A 24,149-nucleotide genomic window follows, 5' to 3' on the forward strand; every position below is an offset into this window, starting at 1 on the left:
CGAGCCGGCCAGTATGCCATAGGCGCCCCGGTGGTCGGCCTGTCCTTGCTATCATCGGCGCAGTTTCAATTCATGCAGACAATCATAGGGTGCACGCCATGAGCGATTCCCTGAAGAAGACGGTCGAGACCGAACTCAGCCGTTTTCACGAGCCCTACCTGGATACCGACCTGATGGGCGCGCGCGCCGTGCGTTCGCTGGAGGCCGATAACGGCCACGTAAAGCTCGCGCTGGACCTGGGTTTTCCCTGTGGAAGCTACGGCCAGCAGCTGGCCGAACGTATCCGCTCGATGCTGGAGGCCGTCTCGGGAATCGAGCGCGCCGATGTGACGGTCGGGTTTTCAGTAGCCGCACGCGCCGTGCAGCCCTCGCTCAAGCGTGTCGAGGGCGTACGCAATATCATCGCGGTGGCCTCGGCCAAGGGCGGTGTCGGCAAGTCCACGGTCGCCGCCAACCTCGCGCTGGCACTCAAGGCGGACGGGGCAGCGGTCGGCCTGCTCGATGCCGATATCTATGGCCCCAGCCAGCCGCGCCTGATGGGCATTGAGGGGCGCGCCCAGGCGAAGGACGGAAAGACCCTGCTGCCGATGGTCGCGCACGGTCTGCAGACCATGTCGATCGGGTATCTGATCGACAAGGAATCGCCGGCGATCCTGCGCGGGCCCATGGTGACTTCGGCGCTGCAGCAGATGCTGTTCCAGACCGCCTGGAACGATCTCGACTATCTGATCATCGATCTGCCGCCGGGCACTGGCGATATCCAGCTCACCCTGGCGCAGAAGATTCCGGTTTCCGGTGCGGTGGTGGTTACCACGCCGCAGGACCTGGCACTGATCGATGCCCGAAAGGGCGTGGAGATGTTCAAGAAGGTGAATGTGCCGGTGTTGGGCATCGTCGAGAACATGAGTACGCATATCTGCTCGCAGTGCGGTCACCAGGAGGCGATCTTCGGCTCGCACGGTGGCCAGCGCCTGGCCGACGAATACGGCGTCGACCTGCTGGGCGAACTGCCGCTGGATATCTCGATCCGCGAGTATGCCGATGCCGGTACGCCGACTGTGGTGGCCGCGCCGGACAGCCAGATCGCTGCGGCGTATATGGACGTCTCTCGCAACACGGCCGCCCGTCTGGCGCGCCAGAAGAAGGACTACGCCAGCAAGTTCCCGAATATCAAGGTCGAGAACACCTAGCTGCGATATTCAGGCGCGCAGGGCGCGAAAGGCGGCGACTACATGCCCCGCGAGCGCCTTGCCGGCCTCGGAACACTGTGCGCCGAACACGAGTGCGGTATAGGTATCGGCCAGCGGCGGCAGTTTGGGATCGTCGATGATTTCCAGGTCGGCCCCGTTGGCCAGCGGTCGCGGAAAGGGCGCGATCGCCAGGTCGGCCAGCACCGCCGCGCGCTGGCCGGCGCTGTGATCACTGCTGTAGGCCACGCGATAGCGCCGGCCCACGCGATCGAGCGCGTCCACCGCACTGGCGCGCCATGCACAGCCGGGCTCGGCAAGCGCCACCGGCAGCGGATCGCGCAGGCGCGCGCTACCGCCGCGACGTGCGGCCCATACCAGCGGTTCCGTATGCACGATTTCGCCGCGTTTCGGATCGACATCGCGATTGCCGATCGTGACGAGCGCGAAATCGATCTCGTCGGCATCCAGGCGCGCGAGCATCAGGTTGCTCGTGCCGGTCATCACATCGACCTGCACGGCGGGATTCGAGCGGGCGAACGCGCCGAGCACCTGGGGTAGCACGCGCGTACCCACATCGTCCGGCGTGCCGATACGTACGGTGCCGTCGAGTGCCGGCGCCAGGAAACAGGCCACGGCCTCGGCATTGAGTTGCAGCAGTTGACGCGCATAGCGCAGCAGCAGTTCGCCGTGCTCGGTCAGCTGTACCCGGCGCGCTTCACGCACGAAAAGGCGCTTGTCGAGCGTGGTCTCCAGCCCCTTGATCTGCATGCTCAGCGCCGACGGCGTACGAAACACCGCCTTCGCGGCACGGGTGAAACTGCCGTGCTCGGCAATGGCAACAAAACTGCGCAGTACTTCGGTATCGAGCAGTCGCTCGGTAGCGCCGCTGGTCTGGCGGGGCAGTCCCGTCATCGTTTTAGCATTCAGAAAAACTGAAAGCAGAGTATAGATCTTTTCGCTGGTTTGAACAGTCGCCCGCTTCCATGCTGATGCCTGGCCCGTGAATACGGGCAGTCGATCAATCCACGGAGGTGCGATATGCGTCAGGAATCTACGTCAGCCCGCCAAGAACCGGTGCGCTCACACGAACCCATGTGTGCGCAGATCCAGCGGCTGTATACGCCGGCCATGCCGCCGCTCTGGCTTTTCGCGCTGATCGAACGCGCGCTGCAGCGCCGGCGCAACCGGCGTGCGATCAAGGCGTTGCTCGAACGCGACGACTATATCCTGTGCGACCTGGGTTACAGCCGCACACAGCTTAGCCGTGGTCTCAACGAACCACCGGTACACGACGGTCGAGCGGGCGTGCACAGGGTGTGCAGCCGCGCTTAAGCGCCACGGCAACCCATCGCAACCAAGTGGCGGCCCGTGCGTTACCGGGCCGCCCCATGCGCAATCAGGCGTTGCGGGCTTCGTCGCCGATATCGATGACGATCTTGCCGATCGCGGCTCCGGCTTCCAGATGCGAGTGCGCGGCGGCGATATCGTCGAGGTTGAATCGGCGTTCGTCGAGCAGTGGCTTGAGCTGCCCGGCGGCCGCCAGCCCGGCTGCTTTGGCCAGTATTTCGCCGTGATGCTGAGGATGGGTGCCGTTCAGCATGCTCGTGAGCATGAAGATCACGTGCAGCGTCAGGCTCTTGCCGTGCATGGGCGTAAGATCGGCCTCGTACTGCGATACGATCGTCGCGACCTGGCCGTTGACGCGCGCTCCGGCGAACGACGTGGCGATATCCGAGCCGCCGGTCGCATCGAAGACCACGTCGAAGCCGCGCCCGCCGGTCAGGCGCTCGACATAATCGGCCACCGCTTCTTCGCGATAGTTGATGGTTTCGTCCGCGCCCATGCGTCGGGCGATATCGGCCTTGGCGGCCGACGATACGGTCGCGGCCACGCGGGCGCCCTGGCTCTTGGCAAGTTGGATGGCGATATGACCGACGCCGCCGGCCCCGCCGTGGATCAGCACGTGATCGCCGGGCGCGACACGACAACGATCGATCATCGCTTCCCAGGCGGTGATGGTGACAAGAGGCAGCGCGGCCGTCTCCCGCCAGTCCAGGGTATCCGGCTTGGTGGCCATGAGTTCGGCGTCCACCGCGATATATTCACCGTATGCGCCGCCGCGACCGCGCAGCCCCCCGGCACAGCCGTACACGGCGTCTCCTTCGGTAAAACGCGTCACACCGTCGCCGACGGCTTCCACGATGCCTGCTACATCGCAGCCAAGCACGCCCGGCAGCGCCGGGGCGATCGGCGGCCCGGCGGTACGCAGCTTGGTATCCACCGGATTGACGCTCGAGGCGACCTGACGGACTAGCAGCTGGCCAGGCCCCGGGGTGGGCGTATCGATTTCGGCGGCTTCGAAAACATCCGGGGTGCCGAACTCGCGAATCAACTGGACGTGCATGAGCAACTCTCGATTGAACGATGGTCGATAAGATACGTGCTCGGGCAAGCGCGCGTCACCATCGGCGGCCGCTTCGATGGCCCGTTGGCGATGGCGCTGGGCCGATGCACGCGGAGCCAGTAAACTGCGCGGCTGGACCCGCGCTGAGCAGTTTCCGACGATGAGCATAAAATCCGACCGATGGATCCGCCGCATGGCCGACGAGCACGGCATGATCGAGCCGTTCGAGCCACGCCAAGTCAAGAAGAACGAAGGCGGCCGCATCATCTCTTACGGCGTGTCCAGCTACGGCTACGACGTGCGCTGTTCGCCGCAGTTCAAGATATTCACCAATATCAACACCGCGATGGTCGACCCCAAGGCCTTCGATTCGAAGAGCTTCGTCGATTTCGAGGGCGATGTCTGCATCATCCCGCCGAACTCCTTCGCGCTGGCCTCCACGGTCGAGTATTTCCGCATTCCCCGCAGCGTACTCACCGTGTGTCTGGGCAAATCGACGTACGCACGCTGCGGCATCATCGTCAACGTCACTCCGCTCGAGCCGGAGTGGGAGGGGCATGTGACGCTGGAGTTTTCCAACACCACGCCTTTGCCGGCCAAGATCTACGCCCACGAAGGCGTGGCGCAGATGCTGTTTCTCGAATCCGATGAGGTCTGCGAAACCTCGTACGCGGACCGTGGCGGCAAGTATCAGGGTCAGCGCGGCGTCACCTTGCCGCGCACCTGAGCCAAAGGCTCGCCCATCATGAGATCGCAAGCCGCCCGTCAAGCCGTTTCCGAACAAGTCAGGGTTCTGGCCGAAGAGCTCAAGAGCCATCGCAAGGCGCAGAATCTTTCTCTGGAGAAACTCAGCGCGCGATCCGGCGTGAGCCGTTCGATGATCTCCAAGATCGAACGCGGCGAGACTGCGCCTTCGACAGGAACGCTGTCGCAGCTGGCCGAGGCGCTGGGTACGACGTTTTCGCAGTTGATGGCCCAACCGGTGGAACGCGAATTCGTGGTGATTCCGGCCGCTCGTCAGCCGGTGCTGCGGGACGAGGTGTCCGGCTATATGCGGCGCTGTATTTCACCGGTATTGCCGGGCCGCGGTATTGACTGGGTGCTCAATACCTTGCCGCCGTCGGGCACGACCGGGGAATTCGTCGCGCATCGACGCGGCGTGGAAGAATATATCTATGTCCTGAGCGGACAACTCAAAGCGAGTGTGGGCGATCGCAGTACCGTGCTCGATACGCACGACGCACTGTATTTCGAGGCCGATGAGACCCATGTATTCACCAACGTCGGCGATGGCCCCTGCGAGTATTTCCTGATCATCAACAGTGATCGCGCCCGCTGAGTACGATCACGCGCATCTCGCCTGGTGGAAAAATTTCCATTATATTGTCCTCCTCTCTTGTCTGATTGGAAGGATGCATGAGCGATTTGACCACCGTGTTGAGTCCGGACGCCCCCGCGCCCGCGGGCCCCTATTCGCAGGCGATCGCCGGCCAGGGGCTCCTATTCGTATCGGGCCAACTGCCCATGGATATGGATGGTCGGATGCCAGAAGGCATCGAAGCGCAAACCCGGCAATCCCTGGCAAATGTGCGTGCCGTGCTGGCGGCGGGCGGTTCGTCCTTGGCACGGATCGCCAAGACGACCGTCTATCTGGCCGACATGAACGACTTCGCGGCCATGAATACGATCTATGCGGATGTCTTCGGACAAGCGCTGCCGGCGCGGAGCGCGTTCGAAGTGGCACGCTTGCCGCGTGACGCACGCGTCGAGATCGAATGTATCGCGTTTACCTGAACCGACCGGAGTAGCCTCATGACTGACTGGCAAGGCGGCGAATTGCTGCATATTCATATAGCGCCGGCGGCCGCCTATGAGATGGAACCGCTGGACGAAGCCGAGTTGGTGGCCGGGCGCGGTATCGTCGGCGACCGCTATTTTCTGGGGACGGGCACCTATTCACCCAAGCCGGATATCCGCGAAGTGACCCTGATCGAGGTCGAAGTCCTCGAGGCGCTGGCCGCCAACGACCCGCCGTTGCAGGACGGGCCGATCGTGCTCGACCCGAGCGAGCACCGCCGTAACCTGACGACTCGCGGTGTGCCGCTGAATCATCTGGTCGGCAAGCGTTTTTGTGTGGGCGAGACCGTCCTGCGGGGCGGGCGCCTGAATTTCCCGTGCAAGTACCTGGAGGAGCTGCTGGGCGAGCCGGTGTATCTGCCGCTGTACAACCGCTCCGGCCTGAACTGCACGATCGAGACCGGCGGGACCATACGGCCCGGCGATCAAATCTCGCCGATCGACGGCTGATCGCGTGTCCGCACGGATTATCATGAAGCTCGTCGTCGACGACCGGGTCGACGACCGTGACGGGGTCGTCGTACTGACGCTGCGTCATCCCAGAAAACCGCGGCTGCCGGCCTGGCGGGGTGGGGCCCATGTGGACATGCACCTGCCGGACGGCAAGATCCGCCAGTATTCGCTGTGTGGCGATCCGGGTGACCGCACCGTCTACCGGATCGCGGTTCAGAAAGAATCGGCCGGGCGCGGCGGCTCGTGCTGGATTCACGATCATGTCTGCCGTGGCGATATCGTCCATCTCAGTGCGCCACGGACGAATTTTGCGCTCCATGACGGGGCACGGCGCCATGTCTTCGTTGCCGGCGGCATCGGTGTGACGCCCTTGCTGGCGATGGCGCGTCAGGCGCGCCACCGCGGCGATGATTTCATCTTTCACTACTGTGCGGCGCGGCGCGAGCGGGCTGCATTGCTGACTGAGGTGGACTCGGTCGCCGGAGACCGGTTGAGAACCTATTTCTCAGACGAGCAGCGATTGGATGTCAAGACGCTGTTCGAGGGTCGCACGACCGATGATCATACCCACCTGTACGGTTGCGGCCCGGCGCGTTTGACCGATGCCATACGCGACGCGGCGCACGATGCTGGCTGGCCCGAAGAGCGCGTGCATTTCGAAGTCTTTCAGCCGCCGCTCGACGACGACTTCAAGCCGGAGCCCTTCGAGGTGGTGGTGGCCTCGAGCGGCGAGCGGGTGCCGGTACCGGCAGATCGCACCGCGCTAAGCGTATTGCGCGATCATGGTTACAGCATGCCGTCGTCGTGCGAATTGGGCGTGTGTGGGGCCTGTATCTGCGAATATCGCGACGGTCAGGTCATCCATCGCGACAGCGTACTCAGTCTGGCCGATCGGCAGCATCGAATGACGCCTTGTATCTCCCGGGCACGTTGCCGGGTCACGCTGGATATCTGACGGGCTGGTACAAGTTTTGCTTCTTGTTTAGTGGAAATTGTCCACTAAAGTAGAGGCTAAGATGGCGATTGCAGCGCGTTCTTCGTACGCATCCGGCCGCAAGGCCCATCCCCGTGAGGTGGTCGCAGCCTCCCAGCGGCGCAAGATCGTCGTGTCCAGCGTGATCGGTACCACAGTCGAGTGGTACGACTTCCTCATCTATGGCACGGCGGCTGCTCTGGTATTCAATCGGCTGTTCTTTCCGAGTTTCGATCCGACCGTAGGGACGATCGCGGCCTTTGGTTCGTATGCACTCGGTTTTATCGCCCGACCGCTGGGCGGCATCGTATTCGGCCATTTCGGCGACCGGATCGGGCGCAAATCGATGTTATCGCTGACAATCATCCTGATGGGACTGGGCACTTTCCTGATCGGGTGCCTGCCGACCTACGAGCAGATCGGTGTCTGGGCGCCGATCATGCTGATCGCGCTGCGCTTGATCCAGGGGCTGGGTATCGGTGGCGAATGGGGCGGTGCCGTACTGATGGTGGTGGAAAGCGTGGACCCTCGGCGACGCGGATTCTATGGCGCGGTGGTCCAGATCGGCTACTCGCTGGGGGTTATCGCCTCGATCGGAGCCTTTGCATTGGCGACGGCGTTACCCGAGGAGGACTTTCTGAGCTGGGGCTGGCGGCTGCCGTTCCTGGCGAGTGCGCTGCTGGTGGTCGTGGGCCTGTTCATCCGTCTGCGTCTGCACGAGACGCCAGCATTCACGCAGGTCAAGCGGTCGAACACGGTGGCGAAATTGCCGGTCCTGGAAATCTTGTTCGAGCAACCGCGTACGTTCTTGACCGCCGTGGGTCTGAAAGTCTCGGAAATCGCATATGTCAGCATCGTCACAGTCTTTTCGATCGCCTATGTCACCGGCGAACTCGGCCTACCGCGTAGCGTGATCCTCAACGGCATTCTGATCGCGGCGTTCATCGAGCTGTTCACGATCCCGTTCTTCGGCTGGCTTTCCGATCGTTACGGCCGCAAGCCACTGTTCGTGTTTGCCTGTCTTTTTTCCATTGTCTATGCGTTTCCCATGTTCTGGCTGTTCGAAACACACAATGCGGCGGTCATCGCGGTCACCGTGGCCATCGCCTTGAGCTTCGGGCAGGGCATCATGTTCGGCACAGGCGCGGCTTGGATGTCGGAGTTGTTCGAGGCCCGTCTGCGCTACAGTGGTGCTTCGCTCGGTTTTCAGGTCGGCGCTGCCCTCAGCGGCGGCTTCACGCCGATCATTGCGGCATCGCTGCTGGCCTGGAGCGGAGCGACGTGGCCGATCTCCATGTATTTGATCGTCATCGCGCTGGTGACGCTGTTCGCGGCCGCGAACGCGCCGGAAACCGCGGGCAAGCCGATCGACTGACCGTCACACGGCCGATGTATGGCTAGCGTTCGAGCGAGGTCAGGTTCATCTGAATGATCGCGCCGTCGCCTTTCTGCTGTTCGACGCGTACTGGAATCCAGTCGGCGTTGCGGGCCAGCCAGAAGCTCAGACGCTTGTTGTCGTCGACGCGGTCCACACGCAGCGTGTCGTAGCGTCCGCCGGGGGTCGAGATCGTGCCGCCGTCGGTGGCACGCAGCCGATAGGTCTTGATCTCGTCCTCGTCGACCAGCCGGAACGCGGTCTCCGCCAGCGTATCCGGGTCGGGCGCCTCGGCGACCCAGCGACGGGCCGCGATCTGGATCGAGAGCGGATCGAGCTCGTCGCCAGCCAGCGGCAATGTCTGCCGGGTGCCCTGCTTGTTGGCGTAGTGGACTTGCCCGGCGGCCCAGTCGAAATCCAGCGTATAGCTCTTCTTGTCATCGCCCTGGATACGGTGGCTGTAATGGCTCGGCCGTAGCGCATCGTCTTCGACACAGAACCGGCTTTCGTCGCGCACATCGCCCAGGAACAGGCGCACCAGAGCGTTCGGATCAGCCCGCCCACGGTATATATAGCAGTTGGGCGAGGTGTCGTTCGCGAGGCTGAATTCGGTGGTGCCCAGCCCCAGCTTGCCGCGGTGGACATCGAACTTGGCGGTGAAGCCATCGGTGACCGCTGCCTGCGAGGCCAGCGCGAGCGACCACAGCAATGCAACAAGTACGACGCGGCCCTGTCGTAGGCGTCTCGAGCCGAGACAGCTCAAGCGGTCATGACGAGGCGATCGGATCGTGGTCTTCATTCGGGCAATGCTCCTGAATGCGGCCGTCGCGCCAGACGACGCCCTCGCGTAGCTGCACCCGCCCGCTTACGAGATCGCCGACGGCTTTGGCATAGAGCCGTTGTTCGACGCGGACCATCAATCGTTCGGCCAGCTCGCTTGCGGTGTCGTCCGGTCGTACGGCGATGCTGGCCTGGCGGATCGGCGGGCCGGCATCGAGTTCCGGGATGACGAAATGCACGGTCGCCCCGTGTCTGGCGTCACCGGCCTCCAGGGCTCGGGCATGGGTGTGCAGGCCGGGGTGGCGCGGCAATAGTGATGGATGAATATTGATCAGTCTGTCGGCGAAGCGCTGTACGAAGGCTGAACTGAGAATGCGCATATAGCCGGCCAGCAGTACCCAGTCGGGGGCGGCGCCCTCGATGCGCGCTGCCAATGCGCGGTCGAAGTCTTCACGCACTGAAAACGCGCTGCTGTCGATGGCCGCACACGGCAGGCCGGCCAGCCGGGCGATGCGCAGGCCGCGCGCATCCAGGCGGTTGCTCACCACCAGCACGATGCGCGCATCCAGGCGACCGGTGTCGATGGCCTCGATCAGCGCGGCAAGGTTGCGGCCGCGGCCGGACAGGACGACGACAAGACGAGCCGGCGATTGCGTCGGCGCAGATGAGCCCGTCAAACCAGGTGAACGGCTTCGCTTTCGCCGGCGCGCGCATGGACACGACCGAGTTCGAAGACCTGTTCGCCGGCCGCGCCCAATACCTCGGTTGCCTCGGCCACGCGATCGGCGGGTACCACCACGCAGAAGCCGATGCCGCAGTTGAAGGTGCGTGCCATTTCACCTTCGGACACGTTGCCCTGTTCGGCCAGCCAGTCGAATACAGGGGGCCGCGGCCAGGCATCCCGCGCCAGCGTGGCGGCCAGATGTTCGGGCATCACCCGCGCAAAATTCTCGGCCAGGCCGCCGCCGGTGACGTGCGCCATGCCGTGCACCTCGACCCGTTCCAGCAGTTGCCGGATGGCAGCGACATAGATCCGCGTGGGCGCGAGCAGGGCATCGCCTAGCGTCGTCTCGCCCAGCGGCTTATCCAGGGGCGTATCGTCAAGTGCCATGATCCGGCGGATAAGCGAATAGCCGTTGGAGTGCGGCCCCGACGAGGCCAGGCCGAGTACCACATCGCCCTCGGCCATGTCGCTGCCATCGATCCGCTGGTCGTACTCGACCACGCCCACGCAGAAGCCGGCCAGATCGAAATCGCCGGCGGCATACATGCCGGGCATCTCGGCGGTCTCGCCGCCGATGAGGGCTGCACCCGCTTGGCGACAGCCTTCGGCGATGCTCTTGATCACCGGCGCCGCCACGCTGGCGTCGAGATGCGCCGTCGCGTAGTAATCGAGGAAGAACAGCGGCTCGGCGCCGGTGACGAGCACATCGTTGACGCACATGGCCACCAGATCGATGCCGATGCCGTCGAAACGCTGTGCATCGATGGCCAGGCGCAGTTTGGTGCCCACGCCATCGGTGCCCGAGACCAGTACCGGCCGGCGGTAGCGCTCCACCGGCAATTCGAACAGGCCGCCGAATCCGCCCAGGCCGCCGATCACTTCGGGTCGGCGGGTGGCTTCGACCGGCTCGCGGATTTCATCGACGAGGCGGTTGCCGGCATCGATATCGACGCCGGCCTCGGCATAGGTCAGGGAAGGGCGTTGGCTCACGGCGGCTCGCTGGCTGATGAATCATCGGGCCGACCGCAACGGTCGGCATGGGTTTCGGGCTTGCGTGTTATTGTAACGCGGGATCAAGGGTGCTCGCCGGACACCGTCAGCCGATTCATCGAGGTCGATTTGAGCCATCGTGGGACACGCCGGGTGAAATGCCCGTCAGAGGCCGGGCGGCCGCCGAGTGCAACCGCAGGGAGCCGGTAACGGTGCGCCGACGCAATCTGTTGATTCTGGCGCTTGTCGCAGTCCTGGGACTAATCTGGCTGCTCGGTTCGATTCTCACGCCGTTTCTCATCGGCGCCGGGTTGGCCTATGTGTGCGATCCGCTCGTCGACCGCCTTGAGCGCATGCGGTTGTCGCGAACCGGCGGCGTGATCGTGGTGTTCGCGGGCGTGGTGCTGATCTGTGCGTTGATGACACTGCTGCTGCTGCCGTTGCTTCAGCAGCAGATCGATACGCTGATCCAGAACCTGCCGCGCTATGCCGACTGGATCCAGCGCACGGTCAACCCGTGGCTGGGCAGTCTGTCGCCGTCCGGCCGACCGTTCGACGTCGATTCGATCAAGACGCTGATCGCCGACAACTGGGGAACCGCCGGCGGTTTCGCCTCGACGGTGGCGAAGAAGGCGTTCTCGTCGGGCACCGCACTCATGGCTATGGTCATGAATCTGTTGCTGATTCCGGTGATCATGTTCTACCTGCTGCGCGATTGGGACCATATGGTCGCCTGGATTCGTGCACAGCTGCCGCGCCGATATGTCGGTACGGCCACGGAGCTGGCACGCGAGACCGATCAGGTGCTCGGCCAGTTCATCCGGGGCCAGCTGCTGGTCATGACCGTACTGGGCTCGATCTATATCGTCGGGCTCTGGCTGGCCGGTCTCGATCTTGCGCTGGTCATCGGCCTGGGTGCGGGCCTGATCAGTTTCGTGCCTTATGTCGGCGTGATTACCGGGCTGTCGCTGTCGACCATCGCCATGCTGGTCCAGACCGGCGAGCCGTTCCAGCTGATCTGGGTGTTTCTGGTCTTCGGTATCGGTCAGGTCATGGAGCAGGTGGTACTGCAACCGCTGTTGCTGGGTGATGCGATCGGTCTGCATCCCGTATGGGTGATCTTCGCGGTACTGGCCGGCGGCCAGCTGTTCGGTTTCGTCGGCGTGCTCATCGCACTTCCGGTGGCCGCAGCCATCGCTGTGTTGGTTCGCTACGGCGGTCGGCAGTGGCGGGCGAGCCGGTTGTACCTGGATCACTAGGGGCGCGCATGGCGGTTCAACTGGTACTCGGCGTACAGCTGCCCCAGAGTGCGACGCTCGACGCGTTCGTGGGCCAGCGCAATGCGCACGTCAAGGCGTCGGTCGCGGAGCTGGTGGCCGGGCGTACCGAGCGGCTGTTCGTGCACGGGCCGACAGCCACCGGCAAGACGCATCTGCTGCAGGCCGCCTGCCGTGCGATCGGCGATTCAGGCCAGCGCAGCGTGTATCTGCCCTTGGCCCAGGTGGGACGGCAGGCGACAGCGCTTCTCACGGGTCTTCAGGACATGGACTGTGTCTGTGTCGATGACGTCGCTGCCATCGCTGGCGACCGCGAAGCCGAGATCGCACTGCTGTCGCTGACCGACGGGCTGCGCGCCCGCGGCGCGCGTCTGCTGGCCGCCGACGCCGAGCCGCCACGCGAAATCGGGCTGGCGCTGCCGGATCTGGTCAGTCGTCTGGCCTGGGGTGGGGCGATCGCGACTATCGAACTGGACGAGCCCGACCGGCAGGAGCTGCTTACCCGCCGCGCGGCCCAGCGGGGCATGGAGCTGCCCGATGCCACGGCGCGCTGGCTGCTGCGCCACCACGGCGAGCACGATGTGCCGGCACTGATGACGATCCTGGACACGCTCGATCATGCCTCGCTATCGGCGCATCGGCGCCTGACCGTACCTTTTGTAAAACAGACCCTGGCCGGGCCGCGCTGACGGCTAGGCGGTTGGATCCGGTCGTTCGCGGGCATCCCATTTGGCGAATACGACGGTTCCCACGAACAGGGCGATACTGGCCGCCAGGCACAAATCCACGCCCAGACTCCGATTGCCGGCGATGTACTCGACCATGGCATAGGCCATGTAGAACAGCGCCATCATCGAAGCCCAGGCCGCGGTATAGACCCGTGCCCGGACCAGGCCGTTGAGCGAGACCAGCAGCGGCAGGCAGAACAGCGCAGCCAGGACGAGCTGGCCGAACTCGCGGCCCGAAATCACACAGATCGCCGCGATCAGACCGAGGTTGCCGATCAGCGCCAGTGTCAGGGCATAGCGGGAGCGTTTCATTCGGGCCTGCCCAGCTTGGCGGCCGTACGGGCGACGCGTTCGCCCAGGGTGCGCGCGAGCTTCTTCTCGATGTCGGTCAGCGGATTGTCTCCGAGCGAGCCGGATACATGGCTGGCACCGTAGGGCGTGCCGCCCGAGGTGGTCTCGGCCAGCAGGTCGTCCGCGGTATAGGTCAGGCCCACGATCAGCATGCCGTGATGGAGCAAGGGCAGCATCATGCTCATGAGGGTGGTTTCCTGGCCGCCGTGAAGGCTGCCCGTGGAGGTGAACACCGCGCCGGGCTTGCCGGCCAGCGTGCCGGACAGCCACTGGCCGGACAGGCTGTCGATGAAGTGTTTTAACGGCGCCGCCATGTTGCCGAATCGGGTGGGCGAGCCGATGATCAGCCCGGCACATTCTTCCAGATCGTCGGCTTGTACGTAGGGTGCGCCCGTGTCGGGGATATCGGGTTCGCCGGCCTCGGTGGTCGCCGAGACTGACGGCACGGTGCGCACGCGCGCCTTCATCGGCGCGGCACGGGCAACGCCGCGCGCCACCTCGTTGGCGAGGCTCGCGGTCGCGCCGTTGCGGCTGTAGTAAAGCACCAGTATTTCGTCGTTCATCGGCTCGGACTCGGTTGGCTAACCTTATGGAAACCGTCAGGCATCGTCGCTCTGTTCCGCGACCAGTTCGAATACGCGCTCGGGCGGCCGGGCGATGATCGCGCCCTCGTCGGTTTCCAGGATGGGCCGCTGCATGAGCGCCGGCTCGACGGTGAGAATCTCGATCACGCGGTTGCGCTCCAGCGGCGGCTCATCGATATCGGCCCAGTCGGTAAAGCCGGGATCGTTGCGGCGCACCAGCGTGTCGGGTTCGCCGTCGAGCAGGTTGAGCAGCCGGTCCAGCGTCGCCGTGTCCGGTGGCTGGTCGATATAGTCGATGACGGTCGGTTCGTATCCGGCTTGGCGCAGCAGCGCCAGGGCCGCGCGCGATTTCGAGCATTGTTCGTTGTGATAGAGCCGCATGCGGGCCTCGATGGTCTGGCAAGCGCGTCATCCTGACCGTGCCGATGGCACGGCGCAACCGGCGCCGTCGTCTAACTCCCGTGCCGGCCACGCGCGGCGTGCGGGTCAACGGGCATACCAGCGCGTGCGTAGCGCGGTCTCGACACGGGCCGGGTACCAGTACTGGCCCAGACTGCCGTTGTAGCGAGCCAGTGCCCGGGTGAGATTGCCGTGCTCGATATCCAGGTAGTAGGCCAGAATCGTGCAGCCGTAGCGCAGGTTGGTATGCATATCGAACAGATTGTCGTCCGGACGGCCGATTTCGTCGATCCAGAACGGCATGACCTGCATCAGCCCCAGCGCGCCGGCCGAAGATACCGCAAAGCGTTGAAAACGCGATTCGACCTGAATCAGCGCGAGCACGACCTGCGGGTCGAGCCCGGCCCGCGCGGCTTCGGCGTGCACCGTCTTGAGCAACGCCATGCGGCGGCCGACATCGGGCACGAGCGTGCTCAACCGCGTCGACATGTCGAGCAGCCAGACTTCGGCCTCGAAGCGGTTGGAAAAACTCGCCGATGTCTTGACGGCATCCGTCAGCGCTCGGCGCAGCGCCGGATCGACCGACGCCGGCACCGCGGCGGCCGCAAACACGCGAGGCACGCTCAGCGCCAGGGCGAGCGCGACCACCGCGGTGGTCTTCACGGCGTGGCGGGCAGGCCCAGCGCCTGGCGGATCGCCTCCAGACTATGCTCGATCTGTTTGGATTCCGCGTCGCGGCGGCCCTTGTACTCGAGCATGCCCGCCTCCAGTCCGCGATCGGAGACCACGATACGGTGCGGCACGCCGATGAGTTCGGCATCGGCGAACATCGGGCCCGGCCGCAGGCCGCGATCGTCATAGGCGGCATCGATACCGGCCGCGCGGCACTGCGCATACAGGGTTTCGCAGGCCTCGCGCACAGCCGCGGACTTGTCGGCCTTGATCGGTATGATCATCAGATCGAAGGGTGCGATCGCGGCCGGCCAGCAGATGCCGGAATCGTCGAAACACTGCTCGATGGCCGCGGCGACGATGCGCGATACGCCGAAGCCGTAGCAGCCCATCTGTGGCACAACGGCCCTGCCGTTCTCGTCGAGCACGGTCAGGTCGAGCGCGGTGCTGTACTTGTCGCCGAGCTGGAATACGTGGCCGACCTCGATGCCGCGCAGCAGAGCCAGCGGCGAGCCGTCCGGGCTGGGATCGCCGGCGACCACGTTGCGCAGATCGGCGAACCGCGGTTCGACGCTGTCCCGACCCCAGTTGAAGTTGAGAAAATGTGCGCCGTCATAGTTCGCGCCCACCGCCATGTCAGTGGCGTTGGCCAACGCATGATCCGCGATCACCTCGAGGTTGAGATTAACGGGTCCCAGCGAACCCGGGCCGGCGCCGAAGTGGGTCCGAATGGTCGCTTCGTCGGCGAAGGTCAATGGCTTGGCCACGCCCTCGAGATTCTCGGCCTTGATCTCGTTGAGGCTGTGATCGCCGCGCAGCACCAGTAGCACCGGATCGCCCGCATCGCCCATCACGACGATCGCCTTGGCAGTCTGTTCTGGCGGTAGGTCGAGTGCAGCGCATAGCTGTGCGATGGTGGCTACGCCGGGCGTATCCACCTTGCGCAGCTCGCCGGCCGGTGCCGCCCGATCGCCGGCCGGACGCTGGGTGATCGCAGCCTCGGTGTTGGCGGCGTAGCGGCCATCCTCGGACACGGCCAGCTCGTCTTCGCCGGAGCCGGCCAGTACGTGAAACTCTTCGGACTTGGCACCACCGATGGCACCGGAGTCGGCTGCGACGATCCGGTAATCCAGCCCGATACGGTCGAGTATGCGCGCGTAGGCCGCGCGCATGACGTGATACTCGCGATCCAGATCAGCGGCGTCCATATGGAACGAGTACGCATCTTTCATGATGAACTCGCGTGCCCGCATCAGCCCGAAGCGGGGGCGGATCTCGTCGCGGAACTTGGTCTGGATCTGATAGAAGTTCAGTGGCAACTGCTTGTAGCTGCTGACATCGCGCTTGACGAAATCGGTAATGACCTCTTCATGGGTGGGGCCAAAACAGTATTCGCGGTCGGCGCGATCGGTCATGCGGAGCATGAGATCGCCCATCTGATCCCAGCGGCCGGACTCGCGCCAGAGTTCGGCCGGCTGTACCGCCGGCATCAGCACTTCCAGGGCGCCGGCGGCATCCATCTCCTGGCGTACGATCGCCTCGACGCGTTTGAGTACCCGCATGCCCAGCGGGCTCCAGGTATACAGCCCAGCGCCGAGCTTGCGGATCATGCCCGCGCGGAGCATCAGCTGATGAGACACGATCTCGGCGTCGGCCGGAGTCTCTTTCGTGGTGGACAGCGCGAAGGCAGATAGACGCATGGGCTTGGGCCGCCGAATCGGAAAATGAAGACGAATATGGGCGCGATTCTACAAAAAAGCGCGAACAGTGGCCCGCCGGTGTTTGCCGGCCGGGTCGGGACGGCACCCAGGTCAGTCCATGATCTTGAGTTGTCGCTCGATCATGGATCGGTCTTGACGCTGCCACGCGCGCATCTCCAGCACGCCTTTGATGTTCAGCGAGATGATCAGATACAGCGCATCCGGATAGCCCAGGCCGTCGAGATCGGCGACCGACGGTTCCGGGGGCGCGCTCGGGTGTGAATGATAGATCGCCCCCATCGTCTGACCGGCTTCGCGCATGCGCCGCAGCGCATCGATCTGTTGGGCTGGGTCCATATCGAATTCGCGGGCGGGATCGGCGGCAACGTTGGCCACCGGGTACAGCTCGACGGGCTCGCCATCGCGGGTACCGACAAAGCCGCAGACCTCGGTCTCCGGCTGCTTCTGGGCTTCGAACAGCAGCCGGGTTGCCAGGCCCCGGCTCATCTTGATGGCTTTCACGGGCTCGAATAGTCAGCGAAACGGCCGGACATGATAGCGCGACCAAGCGCGCCGTACCCGCTGAGGTGTTCATCGGTCACGCAGTTCGGCCTCCCACCGGCGCCGGCCGACCGGCACCAGCTCGAAATCCAGCAGCCGCCAGTCGCCGGCTTCGATCTCGGCGCGCGCCGCGTCGATACGTTCGATCAGGCCGGGCTCGTCGCAGATCGTGTCGTGCGGACAGATCAGCGCCACGCCGGTCAGCAGACGACCTTCCTCGCGCAGGCGGATTCGCGCATCGGCGACCCAGTCCAGGCTGTCCAGATAGTCGTGGATCCGGCGCCCGGCCGGGTCGAGCGCGTTGCTGCCGATACGCCGCGGTACTTCGTCGATCAGATCGCAGGTCGCGGTGCGCAGATGGCGCAGCCCGTGCCAGAGCACGTCGATCGAGATGACTACGGTCGCCGCGATATCCGCCCACCAGACGCCCAGCCCGATGCCGATCACGCCCAGTCCCGCTGCGGCAGCGGCTCGCCAGCTGACCCGGCCCATGGTGGCATCGGCGAACAGACCCTTGTCGTGCAGCGCGATAGCCCGGCGTTGGCGGGCACGGCCGGCGAACCAGGGCACCGCAGCGCTGTAGGCGATAGCCGCCAGAATCGGCCAGCCTGGCCAGTGCCAGACGTTGTCAGCGGCGATCGTCGTCAGAGACGGGTGGCGTCCGGCGAGCCAGCCGTGGAGGGCCGAGTACAGCAGATACAGCCCCATGCAGCTGAGTGCCAGGGCAGAGGTGAGAAAGGCGATACTGCCGGCGCGATAGAAACCGTAGGGGAAACGCGGCGTCGGTTCGCGCCGCTCGACTCGGCAGGCCGTCAGGAAAGCGATCGGCGGCAGCAGTGCCCACAGGCTCTTGAGCCAGATCGCGGTCAGCGACTGGGTGCTGCCCAGCGCTGCATAGAGTGCAATCACCACGCTGATTCGCAGGCCGAGCACCAGCCACTCCTGGCGCCGGGCCTGCGTCAGCACGCGGCGCTTTTGCGGTGGCAGACGGCCGGGCCGGCGCGGTTCAGGGCGCCGGGTCATGGGCTCGGTAGCATAGGAAGGGCGGATACGGCGCAATCGACGACCATGGCGCACTCAAGGATAGATATGGATCGGCGTACCGTCGGCCACTCGTGCCCAGATATCGTCGATCGCCGCGTTGGACACCGCAATACAGCCGTTGGTCCAGTCGCCGGTGCGCGGTCGATCGTCATAGCCGGGCTGGCCGTGAATCATGATCAGATCGCCGGGGTCCTGGCCGTCGGCCCAGGCAGACTCGCGGTCCTGCGCATCCGGATACGAGATATGAATCGAGCGGTGGAAGATGCTGTCGGGGTTGCGCCAATCCAGCGTGTAGGCGCCCTCGGGCGTCCGGTTGTCGCCGCGATGCTGTTTGGTGCCGAGCGGATTCTTGCCGAGCGCGATCGGATACTGGCCAACGATCAGTCCGTCGTCATATAGATAGATCACCCGTTCGGACTTGAGCACCACGACCAGATCCACCGTGCCGGCCCGACCGGCCCCTGGGCCGACATCCGCCAGCGCCGCGCCGGCAACCCACAGGCCGAGCATGGCGCCCAGCAGCCATTGCAGCGCGGGGCGCTGGGTCGTGAAACGTCGCTTGAACGGACTCTTCGTCGCAGTCGGCATGATGCGTAGTAGTGGCGCGGCGTGGGCGGATCATAGCGCAGCCGGTGTCGCTGACCGAACCCGGCGACGGTGCGGTGGGTGCTAGGATGCAGGACATCAGGGCGATACGGCATGCGCCCGACGGTGCATGCCGCGCCTGCACGATTTCATCTTGCAACAGGACGCGTCATGAGCAAAACGCCGGTCACCATCATCAAGGGCGACGGAATCGGACCCGACATCGTCAACGCCGCCTTGCGGATACTCGACGAACTCGATCCGGGGCTGGAATACGAAGAGGTCCTCGTCGGCCAGGCGGCACTGGATGCCGGCGAGTCGGATGTGATGCCCGACTCGGCCATGGCGTCCATCGAGCGTACCGGACTGGTCCTCAAGGGCCCGGTCACCACGCCCTCGGGCAAGGGGTACCGTTCGGTCAACGTGGCGATGCGCAAGCAGTTCGATCTGTATGCGAACGTCCGGCCGACGCTGTCCATGCCGGGCACCAAGTCGCGCTATCACGACCTGGATATCATCACGGTGCGCGAAAACAAGGGCGGGATGTATTCCGGCGAGGGCCAGACCGTCTCCGAGGACGGTACCCGGGCCGAGGCCTTGTCGGTGATCACGCGCGAGCAGTCCGAGCGCATCATCCGGTTCGCATTCGAACTCGCGCGTTCGCGCGGGCGCAAGAAGGTCACGCTCGCGCACAAGGCCAATATCATGAAGTCGACCTCCGGGCTGTTCCTCGAGGTCGGCCGCGAAATCTCGGCGCAGTACGACGATATCGAGCATGACGAAGTCATTGTCGACGCCTGTGCGATGAAGCTGGTGATGTATCCGGAGACGTTCGACGTCATCGTCACCACCAATCTGTTCGGCGACATCATCTCGGACCTGTGTGCCGGCCTGATCGGGGGCCTGGGGCTGGCGCCCGGGGCGAATATCGGCGAAAACTGTGCGATGTTCGAAGCCGTGCACGGCAGCGCGCCGGATATCGCCGGCAAGAACATCGCCAACCCCATTTCGGTGGTGCTGGCCGCGGCACTGTTGCTCGAACACATCGGACAGCCGGACAACGCCAACCGGATTCGTACCGCGGTTCGTGCCGCCGTTGCCGATCACGACCGAACCACACCGGATCTGGGGGGCGACGGCACCACCGATGGTTTCACTGACGCCATCATCGAGCGTCTCTGATTGCGCGCGCTGCGCGCAATAAAAAGCCCCTCGCTGCCGGCGGCGGCGAGGGGCCCTGTATCGCGCCCCGGGAGCGCGAACTCAGGTCGGCTTAGCCCATCAGGGGCGTGCCGCCGTTCACGCGACGCTTGCGCAGGCCCCAGAGCAGGCCGGCAGCGCCGATACCGAACAGCGCCAGGCTGCCCGGCTCGGGTACGTCCTGGCTGCCGCCCAGCAGAGCGAACGCATGGTTGTCGCTTTCGAACGCATACTGCGTGCTCGTCAGCGTGATGCTGTCGAAGGTGGGCAGCGAGAAGAAGTTGACATACATGTTGGTGTTTGCAGCGGTCTGGTTGCCGTCGGCCGGGGGCATGATGTCGGTGCCCAGGAACGATGCGACTTCCGTACCGTTGAGCAGGAACGCGATCGAGTTGTAGTCGTCGATCGAACCCCAGTACAAGCCGAAGTAATCCGCGGTCGTGCCCAGCGAGAAGGTCGCAGAGACCGGCGACTGGCTCAGGTTCTGCGGCACCGTCAGGTAGGGCGTCGAGTCGGCGCTACCGCTGGCGGGAACGAACGGCGCGGCATACAGGCCAGAGGCGCTGCCGCTGACGATCGCGTAGTTGCCGGAGCAGCTGGCATATCCGCAGCCGCTATTGAAGTCCACGGTGGTGGCACCGGCGACGCTGGACATCGGCACGCCGTTGGCGTCGGGGGTGGCGTCGTAGGTGATGGTGGCTGCGCTGGCGGCGCCGGCGATTGCCAGCAGGGTGCCGGCTACGGCGGTCTGTCGAATGATTTTCATGTTAGGTCGCTTCCTCGTGCCTGGTTGTTGTTGTTAGGAGCACGACCGATAAAGCCAGAAGCGTGCCAGGCTGCCGATTTGTCAATTTTTCAACTGGTTAGGTTTGTCGTGTGCAATTAGTCGCGAAGCCACTGCAAAGTTTCACGACAGGGGACCCTGCGGCGGCAAGACATCGGCACGCGCTGAATGACATCGTTTTTATTTTGCATACAGGCGTTTGAAGTGTCGCTTGCGCGTCCGGCTCGGCCGAATTCAGACGTGCGAGGTGTCATCGCTTCCGACGCGACGGCCCACGGTCACGCGCGGTCGCCCCGCCAGATCGTCCACGGTTGCGACTTCAGACAGCTGGCCATTGCGGAACAGCTGGCGAGCCGCATGACCCTGATCGAGGCCGTGTTCGACCAGCAGCCACCCGCCCGGCTCGAGATGGGCCGCAGCGCCGGCGGCGAGGGTGGCCAGATCCGCCATCCCGTTGTCTTTGGCTACCAGGGCGGTCAGCGGTTCGTGGGCCAGGGCGGGCAGGTGCGCATCACCCTCGGCTATGTACGGTGGGTTGGACACGATGGCCTGAAAACGGCGCCCTTCGATGGCACCGAACCAGTCGCCGGCGGCAAATGTCACATGACCGAGCCCCAGGCGCGCGGCGTTGCCTCGTGCAACGGAGAGTGCGCTGTCGCTGCGATCGGTGGCCGTCAGACGCCAGTGCGGGCGTTCCCGGGCCAGGGCCAGGGCAACGGCCCCCGAGCCCGTGCCCAGGTCCACGATTTGTAGCGGCCGATCGGCGGGCAGGCGAGCCAGCACTGTCTCCACCAGGGTTTCCGTATCCGGGCGCGGAATCAGTACATCGGGGGTGACCGCCAGATCCAGGGACCAGAATCCGACCCGGCCCAGCACATAAGCCAGCGGTTCGCCGGCCAGCCGCCGAGCCGCGCACTCGGCCAGATGCACCTGTTCGGCCTGGGCGAGCGGGCGATCGCCGGCGATTATCAGCTGGGCGTCGCTGAGACCCAGGACGTGCTGCAACAGCCAGCGCGCCTCCAGGTCGGGGGTGTCGCTGACCGCAGCCAGCCGGTGGGCCAGCGCCAGGCGTGCCTGTGCCCGCGTGACCGGTTCGTCCGGCCCGGCTCGGTTCATCAGGCCGCGCCGAGTTCGGCGAGCTGGTCGGCCTGATATTCGCTGGTCAGCGCATCGACGATTTCCTCGAGATTGCCGGCCATTACGTCGTCGAGCTTGTACAGGGTCAGATTGATGCGGTGGTCGGTGACTCGCCCCTGCGGGAAATTGTAGGTGCGGATGCGCTCCGATCGATCGCCGCTGCCCACCAGTTTCTTGCGGGTGGCCGCCTGCTCGCTGGTCTGCTTGTCCTGCTCGGCGGTCAGCAGCTTGGTCTGCAGCAGCGCCATTGCCTTGGCGCGGTTCTTGTGCTGCGAGCGCTCCTGCTGACATTCGACCACGACGCCCGTGGGTATGTGGGTGATCCGGATCGCCGAATCGGTCTTGTTGACATGCTGGCCGCCGGCACCGGCCGCGCGGAACGTATCAACGCGGAGGTCGTTGGGGTTGATATCGATCGCGCCGACTTCGTCGAGCTCCGGCAGCACAGCGACCGTACAGGCCGAGGTGTGGATACGCCCCTGGGATTCGGTGGCCGGCACTCGTTGCACGCGGTGGGCCCCGGACTCGAACTTGAGCTGGGAGAATGCGCCGGCGCCGATCAGACGGGAAATGACTTCCTTGTAGCCACCGTGCTCGCCTGCCGACTCCGAGAGTATCTCGACCTGCCAGCCGTGCTTTTCGGCATACGTCGTATACATGCGCAGCAGGTCGCCGGCGAACAGCGCGGCTTCGTCACCCCCGGTGCCGGCGCGTATCTCCAGATAAAGATTGGCGTCATCGTTGGGATCGCGCGGGATCAGATGCCGGCGCAACGCGGCTTCCAGCGAATCCAGCCGTTCGCGAGCGCCATCGAGTTCCGATTCCGCCATCTCGCGAAGTTCGGGCTCTTCGGCGTTCTGCATCTCTTCGAGATCGGCGATCTCGCCGACCAGCGCTCGCCAGGCGCGATAATCCGCCGAGAGCTCCTCGAGCTGGGCATATTCCTGCGACATGCGCCGGAACTTGTCCTGGTCGTTGATGATTTCGGGATCCGACAGCGAGTGGGTCAGATCCTCGTGTCGTTCGACCAGTTCCTCGAGCTTGGCGCGCAGTGAATCTTTCATTGATCGTTCTTGCCTTGGTCTGCGTCCGAGTTCGACAGCGGTTCCATGGAATGATCGAAGGCGTCTTCGATCTGGAACAGCGCGCGGGCACCGGTCAGCAGTTCCTGCTGATGGGCGCCACGGGCTTTGCGCAGGGTCGCACTCGGCGCGTGCATGAGCTTGTTGGTAAGCGTGTGGCCCACGAAATCGAGCACATCTTCCGCGGCATCGCCGCGGGCGATGCGTCGTCGTGCCTGGGCCATCACCTGCGCGCGCGCCTGGTGGGCGCGCTCGCGCATGATGCGGATGGTATCGGTGGCCTGTCGCGAGTCCAGCCAGTCGATGTATTCCTCGATACGCGCATCGAGCATGCCGTTGGCCAGCCGCGCAGCCTGTTGACGAGAGGCCATGTTGTCGTCGATCACGCTTTGCAGATCGTCGACCGAATAAAGATAGATGTCCTCAAGTTCGCCGGCCGCCGGATCGATATCGCGGGGCACGGCCAGATCAAGCACGAACATCGGCTTGCGGCGGCGCTGCTTGACCGCGGCCTTGAGCTGGGACAAGTGCACCATATAGCCAGGGGCGGCGGTCGAGGACACGACCATGTCGGCCTCGGCCAGATGGCCGGCGATATCCGACAGGGCGATCGCATATCCGTGGTAGCGGGTCGCTAGTGCCTGGGCCCGGTCCAGGCTGCGGTTGGCGAACACCATGCGGCGTACGCCGGTCTCGGCCAGGTAGCGCGCGGCCAGATCGATGGTCTCGCCGGCGCCGATGAACATCGCGCAGGTGGTGCCCAGGTCGGCGAAGATCTGCCGGGCCAGGCTCACGCCGGCATAGGCAACCGAGACGGGATTGGCACCGATATCGGTCTGGCTGCGGATTTGCTTGGCCACCGCGAAGCTGTGTTCGAACAGCCGGGTCAGCAGCGGGCCGGCGCCGCGGGCCGCACGGGCCGACCGGTAGGCATTTTTCATCTGGCCGAGAATCTGCGGCTCGCCCAGGATCATCGAATCCAGCCCGGCAGCAACGCGCAGGCTGTGACGCACGGTATCGCGATCGCGATAGACATAGAAATGCTGTGTCATGTCGGCACAGGGCAATCCGCGCTGGTGACACAGCCAATCGCGCAGATTCGCATCGCCCGGTGCATCGGTCACCGCGTACAGTTCGGTACGGTTGCAGGTCGACAAAATGGCGCCTTCTTCGACATGGGGCAGGCGCAAAAAGTCATCGAGCGCGGAATCGAACTGCTCGGGTGGAAAGGCGGCGGTTTCGCGCACGGACAGCGGCGCGGTGGTGTGGTTCAGGCCCACGGTCAACAGCGTCATGGCG

The 24,149-nt window shown here is 64.6% G+C and carries 28 protein-coding genes; 11 read left to right on the forward strand and 17 right to left on the reverse strand.

What is annotated here, in order from left to right; translation table 11 throughout:
• Positions 1–98 precede the first annotated feature (98 nt).
• A complete protein-coding gene (apbC, locus tag T31B1_RS14415; RefSeq protein ID WP_353250213.1) occupies positions 99–1,190 on the forward strand; it encodes an iron-sulfur cluster carrier protein ApbC in 1,092 nt (363 codons plus the stop codon).
• A 9-nt stretch (positions 1,191–1,199) separates the two neighbouring features.
• Here apbC and T31B1_RS14420 read toward each other — a convergent pair whose 3' ends face one another.
• Complete coding sequence (locus T31B1_RS14420; RefSeq protein WP_353250214.1) at positions 1,200–2,102, reverse strand: LysR substrate-binding domain-containing protein; 903 nt, start codon at positions 2,100–2,102, stop codon at positions 1,200–1,202.
• Between the two features lie 180 nt (positions 2,103–2,282).
• Between T31B1_RS14420 and T31B1_RS14425 the strand changes: the two genes are divergently transcribed.
• Positions 2,283–2,522: a hypothetical protein gene (locus tag T31B1_RS14425; protein WP_353250215.1), complete on the forward strand. Its 240-nt coding sequence runs from the start codon at positions 2,283–2,285 to the stop codon at positions 2,520–2,522.
• A gap of 64 nt (positions 2,523–2,586) precedes the next feature.
• On the opposite strand, the gene T31B1_RS14430 is transcribed toward T31B1_RS14425, so the two are convergent.
• Positions 2,587–3,594: a zinc-dependent alcohol dehydrogenase family protein gene (locus T31B1_RS14430; RefSeq protein ID WP_353250216.1), complete on the reverse strand. Its 1,008-nt coding sequence runs from the start codon at positions 3,592–3,594 to the stop codon at positions 2,587–2,589.
• Between the two features lie 160 nt (positions 3,595–3,754).
• Between T31B1_RS14430 and dcd the strand changes: the two genes are divergently transcribed.
• The 6 genes from dcd (at position 3,755) to T31B1_RS14460 (ending at position 8,252) form a co-directional block, all read left to right on the forward strand.
• Positions 3,755–4,321 carry a dCTP deaminase gene (gene dcd, locus T31B1_RS14435; RefSeq protein ID WP_353250217.1) on the forward strand — a complete coding sequence of 189 codons (567 nt, stop codon included), beginning with the start codon at positions 3,755–3,757 and terminating at the stop codon, positions 4,319–4,321.
• A gap of 18 nt (positions 4,322–4,339) precedes the next feature.
• Positions 4,340–4,933 carry a helix-turn-helix domain-containing protein gene (locus T31B1_RS14440; RefSeq protein WP_353250218.1) on the forward strand — a complete coding sequence of 198 codons (594 nt, stop codon included), beginning with the start codon at positions 4,340–4,342 and terminating at the stop codon, positions 4,931–4,933.
• Between the two features lie 77 nt (positions 4,934–5,010).
• Positions 5,011–5,388 carry a RidA family protein gene (locus T31B1_RS14445; protein ID WP_353250219.1) on the forward strand — a complete coding sequence of 126 codons (378 nt, stop codon included), beginning with the start codon at positions 5,011–5,013 and terminating at the stop codon, positions 5,386–5,388.
• 18 nt (positions 5,389–5,406) lie between these two features.
• Positions 5,407–5,901, forward strand: a complete 495-nt coding sequence (locus T31B1_RS14450) for an MOSC domain-containing protein (RefSeq protein ID WP_353250220.1) — start codon at positions 5,407–5,409, stop codon at positions 5,899–5,901.
• Positions 5,902–5,923: 22 nt separating this feature from the next.
• On the forward strand, positions 5,924–6,859 hold the full coding sequence (locus tag T31B1_RS14455) for a PDR/VanB family oxidoreductase (RefSeq protein WP_353250221.1): 936 nt from the start codon (positions 5,924–5,926) through the stop codon (positions 6,857–6,859).
• Between the two features lie 61 nt (positions 6,860–6,920).
• On the forward strand, positions 6,921–8,252 hold the full coding sequence (locus T31B1_RS14460; RefSeq protein WP_353250222.1) for an MFS transporter: 1,332 nt from the start codon (positions 6,921–6,923) through the stop codon (positions 8,250–8,252).
• A gap of 22 nt (positions 8,253–8,274) precedes the next feature.
• Here the strand turns inward: T31B1_RS14460 and T31B1_RS14465 are convergent, their stop codons facing one another.
• Genes T31B1_RS14465 through purM form a run of 3 tightly spaced genes read right to left on the reverse strand, consistent with a single transcriptional unit; the run spans position 8,275 to position 10,746 of the window.
• On the reverse strand, positions 8,275–9,051 hold the full coding sequence (locus T31B1_RS14465; RefSeq protein ID WP_353250223.1) for a DUF3108 domain-containing protein: 777 nt from the start codon (positions 9,049–9,051) through the stop codon (positions 8,275–8,277).
• Positions 9,020–9,709, reverse strand: coding sequence for a phosphoribosylglycinamide formyltransferase (gene purN, locus T31B1_RS14470; RefSeq protein WP_353250224.1), 690 nt, complete (start codon positions 9,707–9,709; stop codon positions 9,020–9,022). The genes T31B1_RS14465 and purN overlap by 32 nt, the downstream gene beginning before the upstream one ends.
• Positions 9,706–10,746: a phosphoribosylformylglycinamidine cyclo-ligase gene (purM, locus tag T31B1_RS14475; protein ID WP_353250225.1), complete on the reverse strand. Its 1,041-nt coding sequence runs from the start codon at positions 10,744–10,746 to the stop codon at positions 9,706–9,708. The genes purN and purM overlap by 4 nt, the downstream gene beginning before the upstream one ends.
• Positions 10,747–10,958: 212 nt before the next feature.
• On the opposite strand from purM, the gene T31B1_RS14480 reads away from it, so the two are divergent.
• A complete protein-coding gene (locus T31B1_RS14480; protein ID WP_353250226.1) occupies positions 10,959–12,005 on the forward strand; it encodes an AI-2E family transporter in 1,047 nt (348 codons plus the stop codon).
• 8 nt (positions 12,006–12,013) lie between these two features.
• On the forward strand, positions 12,014–12,712 hold the full coding sequence (gene hda, locus T31B1_RS14485; RefSeq protein WP_353250227.1) for a DnaA regulatory inactivator Hda: 699 nt from the start codon (positions 12,014–12,016) through the stop codon (positions 12,710–12,712).
• Between the two features lie 3 nt (positions 12,713–12,715).
• Here the strand turns inward: hda and T31B1_RS14490 are convergent, their stop codons facing one another.
• From T31B1_RS14490 to T31B1_RS14525, 8 genes are all read right to left on the reverse strand, one after another.
• The gene (locus tag T31B1_RS14490; protein WP_353250228.1) at positions 12,716–13,063 is read right to left on the reverse strand and encodes a DUF2069 domain-containing protein; all 348 of its coding nucleotides are present in this window, start codon (positions 13,061–13,063) and stop codon (positions 12,716–12,718) included.
• Positions 13,060–13,665, reverse strand: coding sequence for an NAD(P)H:quinone oxidoreductase (wrbA, locus tag T31B1_RS14495; RefSeq protein ID WP_353250229.1), 606 nt, complete (start codon positions 13,663–13,665; stop codon positions 13,060–13,062). Before wrbA ends, T31B1_RS14490 begins: the two co-directional genes overlap by 4 nt.
• A 36-nt stretch (positions 13,666–13,701) precedes the next feature.
• On the reverse strand, positions 13,702–14,067 hold the full coding sequence (locus T31B1_RS14500; RefSeq protein WP_353250230.1) for an ArsC/Spx/MgsR family protein: 366 nt from the start codon (positions 14,065–14,067) through the stop codon (positions 13,702–13,704).
• 105 nt (positions 14,068–14,172) lie between these two features.
• A complete protein-coding gene (locus tag T31B1_RS14505) occupies positions 14,173–14,748 on the reverse strand; it encodes a transglycosylase SLT domain-containing protein (RefSeq protein ID WP_353250231.1) in 576 nt (191 codons plus the stop codon).
• Positions 14,745–16,457: a proline--tRNA ligase gene (locus tag T31B1_RS14510; protein WP_353250232.1), complete on the reverse strand. Its 1,713-nt coding sequence runs from the start codon at positions 16,455–16,457 to the stop codon at positions 14,745–14,747. The genes T31B1_RS14505 and T31B1_RS14510 overlap by 4 nt, the downstream gene beginning before the upstream one ends.
• Positions 16,458–16,568: 111 nt before the next feature.
• Complete coding sequence (locus T31B1_RS14515) at positions 16,569–16,979, reverse strand: M67 family metallopeptidase (RefSeq protein WP_353250233.1); 411 nt, start codon at positions 16,977–16,979, stop codon at positions 16,569–16,571.
• A 69-nt stretch (positions 16,980–17,048) separates the two neighbouring features.
• On the reverse strand, positions 17,049–18,041 hold the full coding sequence (locus T31B1_RS14520) for a cation efflux transmembrane domain-containing protein (RefSeq protein ID WP_353250234.1): 993 nt from the start codon (positions 18,039–18,041) through the stop codon (positions 17,049–17,051).
• Positions 18,042–18,095: 54 nt separating this feature from the next.
• Positions 18,096–18,650: a L,D-transpeptidase family protein gene (locus tag T31B1_RS14525; protein ID WP_353250235.1), complete on the reverse strand. Its 555-nt coding sequence runs from the start codon at positions 18,648–18,650 to the stop codon at positions 18,096–18,098.
• Between the two features lie 168 nt (positions 18,651–18,818).
• Between T31B1_RS14525 and T31B1_RS14530 the strand changes: the two genes are divergently transcribed.
• Positions 18,819–19,829: an isocitrate dehydrogenase gene (locus tag T31B1_RS14530; protein WP_353250236.1), complete on the forward strand. Its 1,011-nt coding sequence runs from the start codon at positions 18,819–18,821 to the stop codon at positions 19,827–19,829.
• 91 nt (positions 19,830–19,920) lie between these two features.
• Here T31B1_RS14530 and T31B1_RS14535 read toward each other — a convergent pair whose 3' ends face one another.
• The 4 genes from T31B1_RS14535 to hemA all read right to left on the reverse strand — a co-directional run bounded on the left by T31B1_RS14535 (position 19,921) and on the right by hemA (position 24,145).
• On the reverse strand, positions 19,921–20,613 hold the full coding sequence (locus T31B1_RS14535; RefSeq protein WP_353250237.1) for a PEP-CTERM sorting domain-containing protein: 693 nt from the start codon (positions 20,611–20,613) through the stop codon (positions 19,921–19,923).
• Between the two features lie 252 nt (positions 20,614–20,865).
• A complete protein-coding gene (gene prmC, locus T31B1_RS14540) occupies positions 20,866–21,747 on the reverse strand; it encodes a peptide chain release factor N(5)-glutamine methyltransferase (RefSeq protein WP_353250238.1) in 882 nt (293 codons plus the stop codon).
• Positions 21,747–22,832, reverse strand: a complete 1,086-nt coding sequence (gene prfA / locus T31B1_RS14545; protein WP_353250239.1) for a peptide chain release factor 1 — start codon at positions 22,830–22,832, stop codon at positions 21,747–21,749. Before prfA ends, prmC begins: the two co-directional genes overlap by 1 nt.
• Positions 22,829–24,145 carry a glutamyl-tRNA reductase gene (gene hemA / locus T31B1_RS14550; protein WP_353250240.1) on the reverse strand — a complete coding sequence of 439 codons (1,317 nt, stop codon included), beginning with the start codon at positions 24,143–24,145 and terminating at the stop codon, positions 22,829–22,831. Before hemA ends, prfA begins: the two co-directional genes overlap by 4 nt.
• Positions 24,146–24,149 lie beyond the last annotated feature (4 nt).

The sequence above is a fragment of the Salinisphaera sp. T31B1 genome (assembly GCF_040361275.1).
Lineage (GTDB): Bacteria > Pseudomonadota > Gammaproteobacteria > Nevskiales > Salinisphaeraceae > Salinisphaera.